18 protein-coding genes and 2 pseudogenes are annotated in these 19,441 nt (G+C 36.2%); 7 read left to right on the forward strand and 13 right to left on the reverse strand.

What is annotated here, in order from left to right; genetic code table 11:
* The first annotated feature begins 115 nt into the window (after positions 1 to 115).
* Genes MKY60_RS14440 through MKY60_RS14455 form a run of 4 tightly spaced genes read left to right on the forward strand, consistent with a single transcriptional unit; the run spans position 116 to position 4,263 of the window.
* The gene (locus MKY60_RS14440; RefSeq protein ID WP_340930281.1) at positions 116 to 973 is read left to right on the forward strand and encodes a cell division protein FtsQ; all 858 of its coding nucleotides are present in this window, start codon (positions 116 to 118) and stop codon (positions 971 to 973) included.
* Positions 960 to 2,672 (forward strand): ABC transporter ATP-binding protein, encoded by a 1,713-nt coding sequence (locus tag MKY60_RS14445; protein WP_340930283.1) that lies wholly within the window; start codon positions 960 to 962, stop codon positions 2,670 to 2,672. The genes MKY60_RS14440 and MKY60_RS14445 overlap by 14 nt, the downstream gene beginning before the upstream one ends.
* Positions 2,659 to 3,477, forward strand: coding sequence for an energy-coupling factor transporter transmembrane component T family protein (locus tag MKY60_RS14450; RefSeq protein ID WP_340930285.1), 819 nt, complete (start codon positions 2,659 to 2,661; stop codon positions 3,475 to 3,477). The genes MKY60_RS14445 and MKY60_RS14450 overlap by 14 nt, the downstream gene beginning before the upstream one ends.
* 12 nt (positions 3,478 to 3,489) lie before the next feature.
* Positions 3,490 to 4,263 (forward strand): PHP domain-containing protein, encoded by a 774-nt coding sequence (locus tag MKY60_RS14455; RefSeq protein ID WP_340930287.1) that lies wholly within the window; start codon positions 3,490 to 3,492, stop codon positions 4,261 to 4,263.
* A 127-nt stretch (positions 4,264 to 4,390) separates the two neighbouring features.
* Here the strand turns inward: MKY60_RS14455 and MKY60_RS14460 are convergent, their stop codons facing one another.
* The 3 genes from MKY60_RS14460 to MKY60_RS14470 are packed head-to-tail and all read right to left on the reverse strand — an operon-like array spanning position 4,391 to position 5,924.
* On the reverse strand, positions 4,391 to 5,395 hold the full coding sequence (locus MKY60_RS14460; RefSeq protein WP_340930289.1) for an LLM class flavin-dependent oxidoreductase: 1,005 nt from the start codon (positions 5,393 to 5,395) through the stop codon (positions 4,391 to 4,393).
* A gap of 17 nt (positions 5,396 to 5,412) precedes the next feature.
* Positions 5,413 to 5,697 carry a DUF3219 family protein gene (locus MKY60_RS14465; protein ID WP_241599532.1) on the reverse strand — a complete coding sequence of 95 codons (285 nt, stop codon included), beginning with the start codon at positions 5,695 to 5,697 and terminating at the stop codon, positions 5,413 to 5,415.
* A gap of 59 nt (positions 5,698 to 5,756) precedes the next feature.
* Positions 5,757 to 5,924, reverse strand: a complete 168-nt coding sequence (locus MKY60_RS14470) for a hypothetical protein (RefSeq protein ID WP_340930291.1) — start codon at positions 5,922 to 5,924, stop codon at positions 5,757 to 5,759.
* A 481-nt stretch (positions 5,925 to 6,405) separates the two neighbouring features.
* On the opposite strand from MKY60_RS14470, the gene MKY60_RS14475 reads away from it, so the two are divergent.
* Positions 6,406 to 6,990: a 2OG-Fe(II) oxygenase gene (locus MKY60_RS14475; RefSeq protein WP_340931103.1), complete on the forward strand. Its 585-nt coding sequence runs from the start codon at positions 6,406 to 6,408 to the stop codon at positions 6,988 to 6,990.
* 312 nt (positions 6,991 to 7,302) lie between these two features.
* On the opposite strand, the gene MKY60_RS14480 is transcribed toward MKY60_RS14475, so the two are convergent.
* From MKY60_RS14480 to MKY60_RS14515, 8 genes and pseudogenes are all read right to left on the reverse strand, one after another.
* Positions 7,303 to 9,399 (reverse strand): HelD family protein, encoded by a 2,097-nt coding sequence (locus MKY60_RS14480; RefSeq protein WP_340930293.1) that lies wholly within the window; start codon positions 9,397 to 9,399, stop codon positions 7,303 to 7,305.
* Positions 9,400 to 9,562: 163 nt separating this feature from the next.
* The gene (locus MKY60_RS14485; RefSeq protein WP_340930295.1) at positions 9,563 to 10,000 is read right to left on the reverse strand and encodes a GMC oxidoreductase; all 438 of its coding nucleotides are present in this window, start codon (positions 9,998 to 10,000) and stop codon (positions 9,563 to 9,565) included.
* Positions 10,001 to 10,392: 392 nt separating this feature from the next.
* Entirely contained in the window at positions 10,393 to 10,815 is a 423-nt protein-coding gene (locus tag MKY60_RS14490; protein ID WP_340930297.1) for a hypothetical protein, read from the reverse strand.
* A gap of 341 nt (positions 10,816 to 11,156) precedes the next feature.
* Entirely contained in the window at positions 11,157 to 11,597 is a 441-nt protein-coding gene (locus MKY60_RS14495) for an SMI1/KNR4 family protein (RefSeq protein WP_340930300.1), read from the reverse strand.
* Positions 11,597 to 12,097: pseudogene (locus MKY60_RS14500) on the reverse strand (LXG family T7SS effector ribonuclease toxin YxiD); the annotation flags it as partial. The gene MKY60_RS14495 and the pseudogene MKY60_RS14500, both read right to left, overlap by 1 nt.
* Positions 12,098 to 12,136: 39 nt before the next feature.
* Positions 12,137 to 12,544, reverse strand: a complete 408-nt coding sequence (locus MKY60_RS14505; RefSeq protein WP_340930301.1) for a hypothetical protein — start codon at positions 12,542 to 12,544, stop codon at positions 12,137 to 12,139.
* 165 nt (positions 12,545 to 12,709) lie between these two features.
* A complete protein-coding gene (locus MKY60_RS14510; RefSeq protein WP_340930303.1) occupies positions 12,710 to 13,243 on the reverse strand; it encodes an SMI1/KNR4 family protein in 534 nt (177 codons plus the stop codon).
* Between the two features lie 847 nt (positions 13,244 to 14,090).
* A pseudogene (locus MKY60_RS14515) lies at positions 14,091 to 14,297 on the reverse strand (recombinase family protein); the annotation flags it as partial.
* A gap of 166 nt (positions 14,298 to 14,463) precedes the next feature.
* Between MKY60_RS14515 and MKY60_RS14520 the strand changes: the two are divergent.
* The gene (locus MKY60_RS14520; protein WP_269921749.1) at positions 14,464 to 14,664 is read left to right on the forward strand and encodes a helix-turn-helix domain-containing protein; all 201 of its coding nucleotides are present in this window, start codon (positions 14,464 to 14,466) and stop codon (positions 14,662 to 14,664) included.
* 320 nt (positions 14,665 to 14,984) lie between these two features.
* Here MKY60_RS14520 and MKY60_RS14525 read toward each other — a convergent pair whose 3' ends face one another.
* Both MKY60_RS14525 and MKY60_RS14530 read right to left on the reverse strand, forming a co-directional pair.
* Positions 14,985 to 15,455 (reverse strand): SMI1/KNR4 family protein, encoded by a 471-nt coding sequence (locus tag MKY60_RS14525; RefSeq protein ID WP_340930305.1) that lies wholly within the window; start codon positions 15,453 to 15,455, stop codon positions 14,985 to 14,987.
* A gap of 18 nt (positions 15,456 to 15,473) precedes the next feature.
* Positions 15,474 to 16,973, reverse strand: a complete 1,500-nt coding sequence (locus MKY60_RS14530) for a T7SS effector LXG polymorphic toxin (RefSeq protein ID WP_340930307.1) — start codon at positions 16,971 to 16,973, stop codon at positions 15,474 to 15,476.
* Positions 16,974 to 18,095: 1,122 nt separating this feature from the next.
* Here MKY60_RS14530 and MKY60_RS14535 point away from each other — a divergent pair.
* Complete coding sequence (locus MKY60_RS14535; protein ID WP_340930308.1) at positions 18,096 to 19,322, forward strand: RtcB family protein; 1,227 nt, start codon at positions 18,096 to 18,098, stop codon at positions 19,320 to 19,322.
* The last annotated feature ends 119 nt before the right edge of the window (positions 19,323 to 19,441 follow it).

The raw sequence follows: 19,441 nt of genomic DNA on the forward strand, positions 1-19,441 counted from the left end.
TTTTTCATTTATGATTTTTTTGAAAATTTACAAATCAAAAATATTCTAGTAATCAATCATTTACATTGCACCTTCATACTGACTATAAATTCAAAAATATTAGAGGAGGATTTATATGTTAAAAGAACAAGCAACTTTTACACAGTCTCAAAAAATGATGATCTTTATTTTGTCTATGTCGCTTTATGGATTAAGTAACATGTTTACAGAATTGATACCATCTGTTCAGCTCGGTCCGATTGAACTCCAAATTGATTGTTTTGCATTTATTCCATTAGCACTTTGTATGTTGTTCCACCCATTCTACGCAGCAATCGGTGCTGCAACTGGAGAAATTATTTTTGGTGAACTTATGCTTGGACAGTTTGGTGGAATCGGAGAAATCGAGAAATTCATCTTATTCTCAGTTGGGATGATTGTAGGCGGCTTGCTTGTTCGAAATCCGAAAAGCAAAGCACAGGTCGCTGTTGGGGCGATTTTAGGCTATGGACTATTCCTTGTTCTAAGCACAATTGTAGATATTTTAAAGGTTGTCATTGGGGTAGAAGAATTCGAGGCTGTATCTGGTCTTGCAGAAAGTATTTTCATTGTGGAGGGTGTCGAGTTTTTAACGGATCTTTTATTAACAGGTACTTTATTTACAGTTTTACCTGCCCTTTACTTAGTGCCACGTCTTTACGGTAAAGTGGAGCCATTGCTCGGATTAAAGCCACGAACTGCTACCAATTTCCGAGTGAGTGATGTAATTACACCAAAATTTTTAGTCATGAGTGCCCTTCTTTCCCTGTTAGCATTTGGTATTGCTTTGTTATCTGAAATGGACTTCAACATAGGGAGTTGGGAGCCAGAGTTTGTAGATACTTATGGCATTGGGGTTATTTGGGGAGTTATTTGCGTCGCTGTTATATGTGTGTGTATAACGCTTTGGTTAATGATGAAAAAAGGACGGGAAGATTCACATGAACTCTCTTAAACCACTAATTGAATGCCAAGACTTGACCTTTCGCTATCCTGGGGAAGAAAAATTTATATTAAAGGATCTCACATGCACAATTAATGAAGGGGAATTTCTAGCGATTATCGGTGGCAATGGATCTGGAAAATCGACATTATGTAAGGCATTCAATGGGCTAATCCCACACTTTTACGTTGGCGATTATACGGGACAAGTGACTTTAGACGGAGTTTGTACTACTACAACTGATGTCGCCACCCTTTCCCAGTCAATTGGCTATGTGTATCAGGATTTTCAAAACCAATTGCTACGTCCTACCGCTTTAGAAGATGCTTGCTTTATGCCCTTGAACTATGGACTGGACGATTATAAAGAGCGTGGTTTATGGGCTCTCGAAGTTACTGGCCTTCTCGATGTAAAGAACGAATTCATTTGGCGCCTAAGTGGCGGTCAGCAGCACTTATTAGCACTTGCCGGTGCAATTGCAATGCGACCAAAACTATTAGTTATTGACGAACCGATTGCACAGCTCGACCCACATCATGCAGAGCAAATTTATGAAGTGTTAAAAAAACTTCATACAGACTACGGTATGACAATTGTTGTAATCGAGCATCATACTGACTTTATTGCAGAGTATTGTAGTCATGTGATGCTACTTGATAAGGGTCAGGTTCTATGGAAGAAAGAAACAGTTGCTGCTCTCAATTGCGTAGAGGAATTATTGGAACGGAATATTTTCCCACCACAGGTTACGCAAATCGCTCATTCCCTACAGCTAAAGCAGCCATACCCTGTTACCTTAAAGCAGTCAATCCAAAAATTTGAAGCTAGTCCGTGGAAGCAGCAGGCTACTGTGCATCATATAGCCCAGCATACAAAGCCAATGGTACAGCTCAACAATATTGAGTTAGCCTATAACCAAAGGCTTGAGAACAATAAACTCGTGTTACAAAATATCTCTTTAGAGCTTTCTACGCATGAGCATATCGCACTCGTCGGCAATAACGGCGCAGGGAAATCCACTTTGTTGAAGGTCATTGCAGGTATTGTTCGACCGACAAGTGGAGAAATGTACATTCAGGAGCAATTAATTGCACGCGCAATGCCTGAAAGACTAGCTCAAGATGTGGGTTTTATTTTTCAAAACCCAGAAGAAATGTTTATTGAGGATAGTGTGCGAAAGGAAATTAGCTTCTATTTAAAATCACGCAAAGTTAATGATTATGAAACCTATGTGGATGAATTATTGGAAACATTTGAGCTAGTTGATTTACAGGATCAAGATGCTCGGCTTTTGAGCGGTGGACAGCAGCGTCGTGTTTCGTTAGCTATAGGTGCTGCAATGCGCCCTAAAATTTTATTGTTGGATGAGCCTACTGCAAATCTCGATATCGCTACGAAGCAGCACGTTCTTACCATGCTACTGGAGTTGAAGAAATATGTGCAGACAATTGTCATTGCAACACATGATATGGAGCTAGTAGCAGAATGGTCAAGCCGTGTCGTTGTGCTATCGAATGGCTGTATACTTGCTGATGATACGAGCGAGCGCATTTTCCAAAACCACGGCATTATGGCTGCTGGTCATATTAGAGCCCCTCAAGTTGTAGAGCTTACAACGGCGCTTAATCTACCTTATTGTTCATCGGTTAGCCAATTTATAGCCGGCTATTTACAGCAATTAGAGCGAGGTGTGCACGTTGGAATGGGTTAAAAAACTAGAGGATAAGCTTTCACTAGAATATATCAAACAGGAATTGCTCCGTACGGCTTTTAGTACCGAAAAAAGTTTCTTCACCCAGCTCGACCCACGCATTTTATTGGCATGGTATGGCTACTTTGCGATTGTGCCTTGGTTTATTTATGAGCATGTTACACTAGTTGGTTACTTGCTATTCATGGTCATTTTAACGGTTATCGCTCGGGTAAGTCCTTTAATCTTGACTGTTCTTGCAGTTGGTCTAGCTGGTGAAATACTACTCCTCGGCTTTATTGCGCTCCTATTTGGTGGAGATTTAAGTATTGTTGCACCAATGTTTTGGCTCTCCATTAAACTTGCTGTTATATCTTTAGCAAGCGTGACTGTATTTTCAAGCATTAATCCGGAGAAATTTAGCGATGCACTCCTCCGTCTTGGTGCACCAGCTCAATTTTCATTTAGTGTAGCGTATGCCTATCGAATTTTACCTACATTACTAGAGGAATTTCAGCAGATTATACTTTCATATCGCCTACGTGGATTAGCACCAAGTAAGAATGGTGTGCTCTACTTTCGGAAAATTTATTATTATATCACGATGCTTATTAAATCGTTTTATCCGCTCATTTTAAACAGCGCTAAACGCTCCCGCACAACAGTGGAAGCGTTAGAAATTAAAGGCTTTAGCTATGCTGCAAAGGATAAGCGTGTATTAAAGATGAAAACAAATTACTTACAAACATCACAAATGGACTGGCTGTTCCTACTATTAACAGTGTGCTATGTAGTGATAGTACACAGCCTACAACTTATACTTTAAGGAGAGAAAACGATGAATATAGATCTTCATACGCATGCAAAGTTATCTAAAAAGGTTGATTTTTCTTTAGCATATTTTCAGGAAATGGTGAAGGTTGCCGTACAGCGCGGATTGGACGCGATTGCTATTACAGAGCATTTTAATACGAAAAACTTTGCAGACGTTTATCGTACATTAGATGAGCACTATCATTATAATGGTCACTATTATGAAATGGAGGGCTTAAAGGTATTTCCAGGTATGGAGGTTGATATCGGAGAGATCGGTCATATATTGTGCATAGGAGAGCTTGGACAAATTCGTGCACTACGTGAGGCACTGAATAGTCATGAGACCAAGCGACAATTCATTCCCTTTGCTGCACTTTTGCAGTTAACTGCGATTTATCCTGACATGCTGGTAATTGGAGCACATCCGTTTAGAGAAAGCACACCTTTAATAGATCTAGACCCTGCACTTCTTGGTCAGCTCGACGCTATCGATTTAAATGGCAAGGATTTATATAGCCGTGGCATCAAACAAAATTGCGCCGATTTAGAAGCGCTCAGCAAACAAATAAATAAACCGGTAGTCGCAGGTAGCGACACCCATCACTATATGCAATATGGGGTCGTATATAATACCTTCCACACAACATGTGAAACAGTGGCACAGCTAAAAAAACAAATTATCGACCAAGCTTTCACAATCAATATTGACGAAAACCTACCAATTCACGTTGCCGAAGCTGTCCGCTTAAAGGACATTGCCAAAAATGAGATGATTCTTACACAAAGCGGAAAGTAATAAGAAACCCCTGTACCTTCATTGAACATAAATAAAAGGCTTGTGAAGTATTAACTTCACGAGCATTTTTGGCGCTTACCTTGATTGTAGTTCACTTAATACATACTGGGTAACTGCACTAACCTGATTAATCTTCCATAAGTAATTCATTTGCTATTAGCTTATATGAATTTCTTCGATCCTCAGCAGAATATGTAATGGTACTTAGCATGATTTCATCTGCTTTGTATGTAGCTTGCAACTCGATTAATTTCTGTTTTACTACCTGCGGATTACCGATGATTATGTTCTTTTTCATTTTATCGAATGTATCTTTCTCTCGATCGTCCAACTTATATTGCATTGCTTCTTTTATAGAAGGAATTCCCCTACCACCTTCACCTTTAGCTTTTTGCAGTTCCCAGATGAGTGCACTTAATGATATTTCATTTGCTTTTTCAGTTGTTTCTGCACAAATGACTGAAACGGTTATGATAACTTGAGCTGTTTGTCCTTGTTTTCTAGGAGTAAAAGCATCTAGGTAATCCTGAATAATAGAAATCCCATCATTGTTACTCATAAATTGACCGAATGCATAAGCAATCCCATTTTCCGCAGCAAGTAAAGCACTTTTTTTACTAGTCCCAAGCAGCCAGGGTAGCGGTGACACCTCTGGAATTGGTGTAGCAGAAATTTTAGAGTACTCCTGTTCAGCTGGAAAATCATCATCTAGAAAATGGAGTAAATCTTTCACTAAGCTAGGCATTTTATAGACGTTCTGTAAAAAGTTATCCGATAAAGCATTCGTTACTTCAGCTGATCCTCCTGAAGCACGTCCTATACCCACATCAATACGATTAGGAAATAAAGTAGCAAGTGTATTATAAATTTCTGCAACTTTAAACGGTTTATAATGAGGCAATAAAACAGCTCCCGAACCAATGCGAATTGTTTTTGTATTTGCCCCGATATAACTTAAAATCACCTCAGGAACTGAACTTGCTAATCCAGGTAAGTCATGATGTTCCGTAACCCAATAGCGAGTATAACCTAGGGCCTCTCCGGCCTGTGCTAACTTCAACGATTCATCCAGAGCCTCTTTGGCTGTTTGATTTGAAGAGATCGGTGATTGATCTAGAATACTTAACTTCAACTGTCCATTCCCCCTTCTTATATCTCCGTCTCCAGCAAACTCAGCTTATATTCTCCAACTTGCCCTTCCTCATATAAGTTAGTAATGGATGTAGAGTAATTAATAATCGTTCCTCGGAAAAATAAAACAGCGTCCGGAACAGTAACTTCAAAAGTACCTCTATACAGTAAAGTAGCAATATCATGATAATCTTCACTTGTTACATCAAATACGACTGAAATTTGGTGTAAACCATTTACTTTTTCTTCTTCATAGTGATTCACTTTGATTAATGTATTATCTAAAATTATTTCCTTCACCATATTATCTTCTACGTTTTCGCTCATCCCTAACACCTCCTGATTTATATACTGGATATAGGTCACAGTGTATCTTTGTTAACCTTCACGCCAATAATCTTTAATTGATCACTATACTCGAGGGATACAACTTTTCTAGCTTGTATTGTAGTTCTCGCTGTCACGGGTATTGTTTGCACTTTACCGTTAATTTCAGCCTCAACTATAAAGCATTTCGCTCCGCATTTCATGAGCATCCTCCTCATTAAACAGATTTCTGTAGTATGACATTAAATAAAAGGGAGGTTATATTTGGCACACCTTTCTCTTATTTGTGACCATTCTTCTATACCGTACGATACCAGACAAGGTTTGTTAATTCTCTATCTTAAGCATACATGAAGTATTTTATTAGAACCAATGAAGCGAATTTATTTATAGCTATTTTCATCCTCAACCAACAACTATTGCTGTAAAATATATTGTTATAATATTCTCATATTTTAGATTTATAAAAATAGTATGATAAAATAAATTGAAATTAATTCCAAATTAAATCATAACAATTTACCTTTTTATTCAAGTAATTGAAGTAAAAGAAAAATCATTTTCACATAAAATATTACGACAAGTAAACGTACTAGTTTTGAAAATTTAATAGTTTAGGGTGGTTTCAAGTTGATAACGAAGAAAAAAGAGCAAACTATATTTGATCACGCTGGGAACAAAATAATGACAGATAGAGAGATTGACATAGTCACTAGATTAGAGGAGCCACTGATAGTGATTTTAGGCAATGTTTTAAGTAACGAGGAATGCGATGAACTAGTCAGATTGTCTAAGGACAAAATGAAACGTTCAAAAATTGGAACGACACGAGAAGAAAATGAACTGAGAACAAGTAGTAGTATGTTTTTGGAAGAAAGTGAAAATGAAATTATAGCTAGAGTCGAAAAAAGGGTCTCATCTATTATGAATATCCCAATTGAACATGGAGAAGGTCTTCAAATTCTTCGGTATACCCCTGGTCAGGAATATAAAGCTCATCATGATTTCTTTTCATCAACAAGTAAAGTAGCAAGCAATAATAGAATTAGTACACTCGTAATGTACTTAAACGACGTAGAACAAGGCGGGGAAACTTTTTTCCCTAAACTGAACTTTTCAGTAACACCCAAAAAAGGTATGGCCGTTTATTTCGAGTATTTCTATAACGAGCAAAACCTAAACGATTTAACTTTACATGGTGGAGCACCAGTTATAACTGGTGAAAAATGGGTTGCAACACAGTGGATGAGAAAGCAAAAAGTAAGATAAAAGATGCCCTAGTTCGACTAATTAAATAAAAGATTAGTATGCAAGAGATAGTTTTAAAACTTTATCCTAAACCAGGTTAGTATTAGCTCAAATAGAAAAAACCTCTAATTCATCATTTGAATTAGAGGTTTTTAAAATGTGTAAATACCTTGTTATCTATTATCAACCGCACAAGGTACCTGTTCCATTAATCCTTATTTAGAAACAATGCCTTGTTTTACTGCGTTTCCGTTAGCGTCAACAAGGTTCGTTGTTGAGTTGAATTCAATAGGTCCTCTAACATATCACTGAGTAATCTTCTTCAAAGATCTATTAATTACTTTCGTAAAATTCTTTTGGTATTCCTTGAATTAATGGTGATGGTTCACCAGTATAGAAAATAAGTAAATCGTGGAGTGACCTCGTGCAGCCTACGTATAATAATTTGGCATCATACTTTGAATCTTTATAGTGACTTGCGTCCACATCTATAAGTAACACTGCATCAAATTCCAATCCCTTAGCTAAATACACAGGAACTACAGAAATACCACCTTCGTATTTCTTTTGATTTGCTTCAATGACGTTCACGTCAATCCCTGCTATTTGTAACTGCTTATGTATGGAACGGCATTCAGCTTCTGTTCTACCAATAATCGCAATCGTCTTGAGATTTTCTTTTTGTAAATCTTGTAGTACCTTAATGATTTCGGTAATTTGATCATCTGTAGCAATCACTTTCACTTTTTCACCGCTACGGAAAACTGGTGTTGCAAGTCCCACGGGAACTTCGGCATGCTTAATGACCTCATTGGCAAATTCGATAATTTCCTTTGTAGAACGGTAGCTTCTCGTCAGTTCATAATAACCCGTTTCTTGAAACACTTCTTTAAAGTCATTCCAGTCCTCTATTCCCTGATAATTATAGATTGCCTGAGATAAATCACCTAAAATAGTAAAAGAATTACCTTGTGTAATCTCTTTCAGTATAGAAATTTGAAACGGCGAAAAGTCTTGTGCTTCATCAATCACAACATGATGAAATTTTTGTTTGCCTTCTATTCCTGTTAGCTGATGATAAATATAGACGAGTGGTGCTAAATCTTCTACATTTACTTCTTTCTTTTGGCAATTCTTCGCTGTTTCTTGGACAAGTGCTTCAGGTAATAATTCTATTATTTCTTTTTGATTCATCAAAGATGTATAAAATGATAATGCACTCATTTTTGGCCAAAACTTCATATATACATTCAATCTATTGTTCGCTTCTTTTTTCAATAGCTTCTTCTCATCGGTTCCTTCGACCTTTTTAAGTTCTATCTCTATCCAACGCTTGATTCGTGCAACTAATCGTTCCCTGCGCTTTGTTAATGGATAATGCTTATATTCAACCAATAACCACTTCTTAATTTCATCTACTATTATCACAGCTTGATCCCATAGTTCGAGATTAGTTGTTGGTACTAGATTTTCTTCAAATTGAATGAGACTTCTTTCAATAAATGACTTAAACTTGATTGACCCCTTTAATTTACCCTGCATAACTTTATGATTGTCTCGATTCATGGAAAAAGCTTCATTTAACTTTTCTTCTGGATGTTTTAATTTCACCGTATTATCTAAAAGACTTAACGCCCACTCTGGAAAAGTTGTTTGTTTAATATTTCCTACTCCCAGTTCAGGAAGTACACCAGAAATATAGTCTAAAAACAAACTGTTTGGAGCGAAAATGATCATTCTATCTGCTTGTAGCTGTTCACGATATTCATATATCAAAAAAGCAAGGCGATGTAAAGCGACAGTTGTTTTCCCACTCCCTGCAACCCCTTGGATCAATAACGGTATATTTTTCTCAGCTCGGATAATTTCATTTTGCTCAGATTGTATTGTTGAAACGATATCTTTTAATTTATTATCTTTATTTTCACCTAATCGGTATAAGAGAAATTCGTCTGTCAGGGATACATCTTCACTCCCCTTTACATACGTATCAACAACACGCTCTAGGTCTCGTTTACGAATGGCTATGTTTCTTTTTAAATACACTTCTCCCTCTACCAATCCATCAGGCGATTGATAATAAGCCAGCTCTTCTCCGCCATTGAAGGAGTAAAACATACTGGCAACTGGTGCACGCCAATCAATAACTATTGGCTTCTTCGCTTCCTCATCCGAAACACCGACTTTCCCAATATATAATGGATTTGGCTCTAAATGGCCATCCTCCTTAAAATCTAACCGACCAAAGTATGGCTCTTGTACACCAATTCGTAAGTTTTGCCGATTTAACTCCCTCATACTTTCAAGTACTTGCTCAGTATAGTTATCCCCGTGATAAACTGGAATACTTTCTAGCTTGTGTATTCGGTCATCCAGTGTAGATAAAACTTCCTGCAATCTCTTTAATTCCTCTTCATATATATTGCTCATTATGATACTCCCCCTAAAATTTCTAAAATTTCAGTCGAATTACAATTGTATAAAATATGTATATACAAAGTCAATAAAATTCGGTCCCTGTGTCAGGAACAATTAACAAAAGACAAAAAAAGGATCAGGCTGTACCTGATCCCCTTTTTATATATTGTAAAAACTAAACTAATAAGTTACCTTCTTTAAAATATTTTTCAATGCCTTCAGCAGCACGATAAGCAAGAGCACCTAGAGTACCTGTTGGATTAACACCGGATTGGTTTGCGAAAGTAGATGCTCCTAATACAAATATGTTATTCACATCCCAAACCTGCGAGTAATTATTCACTACAGAGGTTTCTGGATCTGCCCCCATAATTGTTCCTCCACCGCTATGCTCTGGAACAAACGCACCGATATTATAATCACCCATTTGATCAAATGCCATCGTTTGATCAGCACCCAAATTCTCCATAATTTCTAAACATTTTCGAGTCATGAATTTATGAGCATTATGATCTGTTTGAGCGTAATTAACCGTCATACGAAGTAAAGGCATCCCATATTCATCTTTATAGATTGGGTCTAAGCTTAAGTAGTTGTAGCGGTTCGGCATCATAGCTTTGTCCCACTATCTTTTACGCCCTTAAATGTCATCTTAGTCTTTTCTAACAGAAAGCATTTTCAAGTGTCATTGCTGTCCACCATTAATTAATAATTATTAATTCAATAAATTATACATTCTATCAGTTTTCAGTATAATAAAAAAACCTTGAAAGGCATCTAGCAAATCAAGGTTTGCTTCGAGTCAGGGTTAATTACACTTGCTATAAAAATTCATTATTTGTATCTTCTAAAGAAACTTTAGGATTCAAAACTCTGATACCCTAAATTTAATCAATGTATTCCTCAGCAATTGTATACTTCTCTTTAAATTTAGGGAAGATAGTAATTAAAGATCCATTTTAACCATTGTAAATTTGTTGTTTGGCATTCCACACTAGTAACAGACTATTTAAATTTTTCCAAACTATAATACGGATTAGAGATATTCTCGCCTACTTCATCTATTGTTTCCTGTATTTCATCTAGGATTGATTTATCTATACCCTTATACTGTTCCAGTGATTCTTTTATTTTATTAAAGCAAATTTCTAGACCAAGATTTACTACGATAGAAAGAATAATATCTACTTCATCATAGGACTCTGTATTCCATAATCTAGAGAGAGTTCTATCAATATCATATCTTATATCACTTCTTAATAACTCGTATGTCATAACTTGCCGGTCTGTTAGTTGACTAAGTATTACTAAAAAACCAGCTTTTTCAATTTTATTATTTCTAAATTGATCTAATGCATTTTGAAACATTGATATTAGGGTTCCAGTTGGTATTCTATCAGGTAGATTCTTAATTTCATTTATATCCATATTTTATTTCCCTTCTATTGGAATATGAACCTCATTTAAAGATTGATTTTTTGTCCATGTTCCGTCAGATTTTAGCTGTTTATTTCCGATTTTTATCTGTGCAATCCATTTTGAACCTGATGCTGATCCTGGATATTTGCTTGCCGCTACAGGGTCTGGAGAATGCCATCGAATAATAGCCTTTTGTCCATCGGCAAGTATAAATTCATATTTTGCACCCTCATGGACATGCTCCAGCTAAAAATGTTTGAAGCCTGGTCGTCATCTGACTTTCTATAAATTAAAGTAAAAAAACCTTAATAGGCATATAGCCAATCAAGGTATGAATATTATTATGTTTTTTAATCAACTAGTAACTCCAAGTAATATTTATCATTTTCTTCTATTTTTCTTAAAAATTCTTCAAGAGAAGTCGCAATTTGAATATCATAATAGTAAACCGGACTGCTATTCTTTCCTTTCAAGTCGATTGACATTAAAGCTGATTCACTACCTTCAAAAAATATTAGTTTGTTATTTTCAAATTCATCATAAATTTCTATGTCGGGGTAAAACTCAAAATCATTAACTCTTAACCGAAAATCTCTTACGGAATAAGGGTCCATAATACGATTAATATTAAACTCTGAACCTTTAATAAACCCGTAGCCAACCTCTATATAAAAATTAACTAACTCCTTAGGAAATTTTAAATCGAGTTCCTTCTCAACTACTTTTATTTCGTTTTCAGTCACTGGATAAAAACTGTTTTCTTCGTTTGCCTTAATAAGTTCATAACCCATTATTTTTTACCCCCTTTAAATAGTGTATTTGCTGGTGATCCTGTTCCATGAATACCAGCTTGATGCTCATTTGGGAATTTTGCAGGATGCATATTCCACCATTCATGTTCTCCTCCAATAGTATTTTCAATTATATGATGCGCATCATACTTATCTCCGTGTTTCCTAATTATTTTACCTGTTTTTTCTGAAATAACATTTTCATTATACACGGGCCACTTTTGCCCAGTATTTTCTTCCCACTCTTTGATTACTTTATTTTTCACTTTATCAAATTCTGCCCTATGCTTAGCTGTTTCTATTGGTGACATTTTTTTATATTCTTTATCTCTTAAAGCTTCCTTCAACTTTTCTATTTGGTTTTTAGGTAACTCTCTGCCAGTACGCCCTTCAATATCTCTAATATATTTTTTTATTGTATCAGAATCTATCTTTTTACCCGTACCCTTATTAGGATTTCCCGCCTCTTTACTACCATTCACACTACCCTTAGACTTGTTTTCAACCGTAGGAGTCTTCTGTACAGAAAGATCCCCTTTTTACTTAGATGGCTTGGTCAAGGTGACAAAAGCGCTCTTTAAGCCTTTTTTGAGAAGTGCATGCGGTCTTAGATAATCAAGAGAGGCAAGGGGTGTCTCTTCAAAGTACCCATCGAGCACTCGGACACCACCGTCAACGAATTCCTCTTCTACTTCGTTGACCACTTCATATTGAAGTAGATTGCTTATCCCAATCTGGTATTCTTTGATGATCAGACCATTTTCGTACAGGTGGAATTTTAACAGGTTAAAGCTTCCATATGCTTCTCTATTGATGGTCTTGGTCCTTTTCCCCTCGAGTGCCCGAAACGTTCCTGGCGTGATTTCCGTACCTATCAGATTTTCCTGATGGCTGGACTCTAGGCCTCCATTAACCAGAGAGGTCTGTTGTTCAATGGCTGTTTTCAATCCAATAGGCGACGTTTAGTATTTCCGAAATTTTTGATAACAATACATGCACTGTAATATAAATATAAATAACAATGCAACCTTTCTCATACTTCTACTTCTATATTAGTCTTTTTTAAAGTAAAAAAACCTCGAAAGGCATAAGCCAATCAAGGTTAAAGTAAACTATTCAACTTTTACTGAAATAAAAGCAGTTTCATCACTTGGAAAGTCATCTGGAAAAGCATTGCATACTAATTCTTTCGTTAGTATTTGATATAAAAACTCTACCATTGTAATTGAATAAGTATAGTTCTCAGGTGATCTTGATTCATACACCACAATTTCCCACTCGTCAGGCTCTCCATTGGTTAACCAGTATAATTCATCACCGTTATCTGTGTATCCCCAAGGAAGTAAGCCACCGTTTGAAGGGTAAACATCATGTTTATAATATTGAGGATAACTTTTTTTAGATTTAATATAAGCATCCGTCATTTCCTTCTGCCTACCAAGATAATTTACATTATCATCATTTACAAATGGAGTTAATATCCACAAAAATCGGTCAATACCACCAGTACCATAAGTTTCGATAAATTCCACATAATCTGAAGGCAATTCCGTACCAAGTGTATCAAAAAAATTTCGCCATTGTTCTTTATCTCCAGTTTTTTGTGGGAATTCTGGGGGAGGAAGAATTTTAATTAATTCTTTCAAATATATACACTCCTACTTTTTATTTAATATTGTTACATCTAAAGAAAAGCCATTTGTTCCCCTTGCTTTTAATGTAACACTTTTGGCATTAAAGTATTGCCTCATAAATTGGAATTGATAGATATCTTACATCTTCACCTCTATCAACCAAGTGCTTTATGGTTAGCTATACAAAGCAACTCATTACTATTTCTATCTGTAAACCCATGAGCCTTTTTAATTTCGTAAGTTTTTGGCTTGTTCCCTGTAACAATATTTCGTAAGTTTAAAATGTCGTATCGCCCAGTTATCATACTTATTTTTCATTTCATAAACAAAGTATTCTTTGGTACAATCTTCATGAGTTATTGATTTTGAATAACCTGAGTTAGATTACTTTGTGAGTAGTAAACTAAAAAATATTGCCATTTCCAAATTATTTTTTAATTATCTTGAAGCCCTATTACAATCCATTCATCGACAATATCCCAGAAATTCAAATTATATTCAGGCTTATCATTGGTAAACCATAATGTCGCTACATCACCAATACAGTTGTTTAAATCTATAGCAACATATCCCCCATGCCATTTTCAAAAAATCCATATGTTGTAGACATATTAATTCCTAATGGTTCATCTAATTCTTCAAGTATTCCCCATTCATGACCCTCAAAATGAGTAATGCGTTCCACTTGTACAAGTCCCATAGCTCTACTTGGTAGATAATAAAACCCATTATGTAACTTTTCGTAGAACTCCATAATTGATTCTGGAACATTCGACCAATCTTTTTTCATTTCTGAAATATAAGCAGAGTTAGTCGGTATACCACCTTCATAATAAAGAATTTCGTCATTTTCACTCTTTACCATCTCCTGAAAGCCTAATCTGTCAACTTCTAACGCTTCTTCGTCCACCTTAGCCCCACTGATACCTTCGTCCTTAAACAAGCGTAAAAGCGTGTATCCATGAGTCTGACAGTAAGTCTTGATTTCATCTTCTTGGTAAGCAAGACTGTATCCATCTCTTGCTTGTCCTTGTGTAGATACTCGAATATATCCGATAACTTTCATGGTATTTTCCCCCTCCGTTACGCTAATCTCAATTAACGTAACGCTTAGCCGCTATAATTAATATAAATTCATTGTATGCGTCTTTAGCGATACAATCAACCCCTTTACCGATACAAGTTTGTGATGTATCGTAAAAGGTAACATGAATAAGAGGAAGGGAAGTACCATGCCTATTACAATCAAGCTAAAGGAAATCCTTAAAGAACGAGACCTTTCACAGCGTGAATTGGCACGAATGACAGGGCTACGCCCTAATACAATAAGCCATCTTTGTTCAGACAATGTGGACAGAGTTTACCTCTCAACATTAGAAAGAGTATGCAAAGTGTTAGACATCGACATTCAGGAGTTAATCGAGGTGGAGTAGCCTCTCGCCATAGTAATCGTTCTTTTGTACGTAAAAGTTGCGAAAAATTTAAAAGGCAGGGGGAAAGCAAAGGTATAGTATTGGAGAATATAGATGGTGGTAACTGATGGTTTTGTGATTACTTCTAATAGCTAGGATACATTAAATAGGTTATACGTTTTATAGGTGTTGTACGTACTTTATAATTTGTAAGAACATACTATAGGGCTTACAAGAGTTACTCATATTCTCTGAATAAAAAGTGAACTATTCGTCACTGGATAGCCCCCCAATAAAAAAGAAACCTTGAAAGGCATATAGCCAATCAAGGTTTTTCAAATCTATACTTCTAGCTTAACTAAGTCTAATAAAAAATCACCAAAGTCATTAGCTATTATTTCATATGTTTGACTCTCTAAGTCAACTCCAGGTACAAAAGATACTACTTTTGGTTCACCATCATCATCAAGTTGATTATAGTCTAAACAAAAAATTTCGTCACTCCCTGTATCATATATAACCAGTAGATTATTAGGTAGATTAATTTCTCTTCGTTCTGTTAAAGTGTACCATATAGCGTCTGGAACTGATGAATTTTCAAAATCAGCATTAATAATTCCGTATATTTCTTGTGCTCCGAAATTACCTGCTCCAAATGTCTTTAAATAATCAAGATATAAACCAGTAAACTTTAACCCTAATTTTTCTTCAGCCAAACTAATTAATTCATCTGTATGACCACCCACAAAGTCTGCAATCTCTTCTTCACTCACAATAATTTCCTTTGCTTTTTGATAATTTTCTACACTCATTTCCATTCCCCTTTAACATTAAAAGTCATTGGCTCTATTTTTCCAGTAATCAGTTCGCCATTTATTAAACTCAGACCTATTTATACCTGAAGGTATAGTATTAGGATTGATGTGAATTACAGAACTGTTATCTTTATGAAACGTCTGTGTAACCTCTGCTATCGAACTTTCATTTCTTTGTGTCATGTGATGAAGGTTTATAGACTTTCCATCTGGACCAAGTGGGGCTAATCCCTTCTGCATCCTTTCAAGGTTAGTTCTACCTCGTGCGTCTTTCATATTTGGATTTATAATATCATCTCTTTGGTAAACTTTCACGTTTTTAAATTGGGTGGTTTTATTCCAGTAGTGATAACCATTTCCTATACCCTTATTAGGATTTCCCGCCTCTTTACTACCATTCACACTACCCTTAGACTTGTTTTCAACTGTAGGAGTCTTCTTTACAGAAAGATCCCCTTTATATTTAGATATCTTGGCTCCGGAGATGAAAGCGAGCTTGAAGCCTTTTTTGACAATCGCATGCGGTCTTAGATAATCAACAAATGCAAGTTTTGTACCTTCAAAGTACCCATCGAGCTCTCGGACACCACCGTCTTCGAATTCCTCTTCTACTTCGTTGACCACTTCATATTGAATTGGCTTGCTTGTCCCAAGCTGGTATTCTTTGATGATCAGACCATTTTCGTACAGGTGGAATTTTAACAGGTTAAAGCTTCCATAAGCACCTCTATGGATTGTCTTGGTCTTTTTACCCTCGAGTGCCCGAAACGTTCCTGGCGTGATTTCCGTACCTATCAGATTTTCCTGATTGCTGGACTCTAGGCCTCCATTAATCCGAGAGGTCTGTTGTTCAATAGCCGTCTTCAATCCACTATTCATTGATATCGCAGCCCATTGGTTCGATCGAAAATCTATGTCTGTGACTCCGTCCGTAAACAGTCCTTCTATATCCGTCAGCCACGTGTCCATCGTCTGCAAGCCTTGTTCAATTGGATTTAGTGCATATGTCTGGAGAGCATCAAATTCATAAAGTTGCATTAAGGTATCATCACGTTTTCTTTTAGAACTAATAACGCCCTCCTGCACTCCACTATCGTCTAAATGAGGCAGGGCAACAATATCACTCACTTGATCCATGATACTATTTGCCTCATCTGTTAAGCTAGCAGTGAGTTCACCAATAAGCGTAAGTCCCTGTTCTAGCTCTCCATCAAGGAATGTTTCGAGTATGTAACCGGAGGAATCAGGTTCCAGTGAATGAAGTGCTGCTTCCATCTGATTAAGCACTTGTTTAAACTGTTCAGAAAACAACTGGAAAAAGTGAAGAAACGGTAAATGGCATTCCTGGTAAAAAGAGCGGATGGCATTACCTCCCGCTCCCTTTAATTGATCCTCCATCTGAACTAGACCCTCCACTGCATGGTGGATTGCTTTCATTTCACTGCTTAGCCTGTCTAACATAGTTATGTTGAGCTTTAACCCATCTTGAAATAAATCTACATCTAATATTTTCATAGACTTTGCCTCATCAAGCATATAGAGATAGCCACTTCACAATATTCTATATTATACAATATTACCCCACAGGTGAACATTCTTCTCCCCCTCTAGCAAACTATTAATAGTTATAATATTCCATTTATACTCACGAAGGTAAAGGGAAAAGTTACAATATTTACAAAAATAAACCTTACGGATTAATATAATAAAATCACCTGTGACTCTTACACTATATTCCAAGGGAAATAGTGGTTAAATTGGAACGATTTAAATGAATTCAATAAGTACTTTCTTCGCCCATCCCCGAAAAGACAAAACTGAGTCTAGAACAGAAACTTGTAAAGTACCTTTATAAAGTAAAGTTGCAAAAGTCTTGTTTGAGTACCTGGCACCCATCACACTTGAAAAGGTGAAATAAAAACGTATACTAACATTAACATCAGAGTACAATAAAAAAGACCAATTGATGTTTGCGCATCAATCGGCCAAGTAAAATAGCAAAATTCTTTTTGCGACGAGTAATCGCAGGAGCAGGTTCCCTTCAAGGGGATTGACTATTGATTAGGTAATAACCCATCAGTGCACTCAACTCAAGGATGGGTTATTTTTTATGGTTAAATGAAAGAATTGATACAATCAATGCTGCGAATGTTACTACGAACATTAATGCTTCAAATACTGTCACCGGCACCACAGGCCCGCACGATGCGGGTCATGCGGATGTTGCCACAGGATGTGGTGCACTTAATCCGCCCTTTTCTAACACGAAATGGGAGTGAGCCAACCACCTTTTGAGTCACCTGCTATTATCTTCTCATTACACCACACGTATATTCTTTTTTTTAATTCAATTAATCTGTTGTAGTATACTATAGTGAAATGTTACATCGGAATAGTTATTCTTGTAGAGCATACCATTTACTATTATACTTCTAAAACCTTCTAATTCTCGCTTTGGATTAGAAGGTTTTTAGCTAACATAAAATTGTGTACGTTTGATAAAATTTACATTGCGGAGGCAAGTACTTTTCCCCCTACGCTTTTTTATTATTTTTTAAAGTAGCAAAAAAGAAAAAGGGATTCCTGCTCCGAACCCGAATGGTTACATAGGAGTTTAAAAGGAGGAGTTTTGAAGCGATGAAAATAATTAAAGGTAAATTTGATAATGCAAAAGTATTTACAGAAAATATTGATGATGTGACAATTGAACAAATTAGCACCTTCTTAGATCAGCAGTTTGTGGCTGGTGGTAATGTTCGTATTATGCCAGACTGCCATGCAGGAAAAGGGGCAGTTATTGGTACTACAATGAAAATAAAAGACAAAATCGTTCCTAATCTAGTAGGAGTCGATATTGGTTGCGGCATGTTATGTATGGAGATTCAGAAAAGTGATATAGATTTTGAAAAACTTGATCGAGTAATTCGTCTCTTTGTACCAGCAGGTCAAGATATTAGACAGAACCCTCACTCATTTACATCCGATATTGAACTTTCTAAGGTAATTGCTCCCTTCTCACTTGATACTGCTATCCTTTCGCTAGGTACACTTGGTGGTGGCAACCACTTTATCGAAGTAAATCAAACAGAAGATGGAAGACTATTTTTAGTTATCCACTCTGGTTCTAGACATTTAGGAGCTAAAGTAGCAAGATTTCACCAAAAACGAGCAATAGATACTTTAAGATTCAATAAAGAAGAATTAAAAGAAATGATAGAGAACTTGAAAAAAGAAGGAAAACAAAACGAAATACAAAAGGCCATTCAATCTTTTAAAACAAAAGAAGTAGTTGTTCCTGCAGAGCTATCTTATCTGGAAGGGTTACAAATGGAAGAATACTTTCACGATTTAAAAATAGCACAGGATTATGCTAAGTGGAATCGCGCAGCAATGGCACAGGTTATCTTAGAAAATATGAATTTCGTAGAAGTCGGCAGAATAGATACAGTTCATAACTATGTAGACCTAGACAATATGATATTAAGAAAAGGGGCAATATCTGCTCAAAAAGGTGAACTTGTATTGATTCCCATCAATATGCGAGATGGTTCTTTATTGGCCGAAGGGAAAGGAAACGAAGACTGGAATTACTCGGGCCCTCACGGAGCGGGGCGGATATTTAGTAGAACAAAAGCTAGAGCTACTCTCAATATGGAAGACTTTAAGGAAACCATGAAAGATGTATTCACCACTTCTGTTGATATTGACACGATCGATGAATCTCCATTTGCTTACAAAACAATGAATGAAATTATTGAAAACACTAAGGAAACTATTGAAGTGAAGCATATTCTAAAACCTATTTACAATTTTAAGTCTTCGGAGTATATCGGTTATAGAAAAATAGTAGATACAACAGATTAAAAGGAGCGGGGAAATTAATCCCTGCTCCTTTTAATTAAGCTTACTAATAGAATTTTCTTTAATCTCGAACTGGTTCAAATCTTCCTTTGGATATTAAATTATTTGAAAAATCATTGATG

The sequence above is a fragment of the Psychrobacillus sp. FSL K6-1415 genome (assembly GCF_038003185.1).
GTDB classification, from domain to species: domain Bacteria; phylum Bacillota; class Bacilli; order Bacillales_A; family Planococcaceae; genus Psychrobacillus; species Psychrobacillus psychrodurans.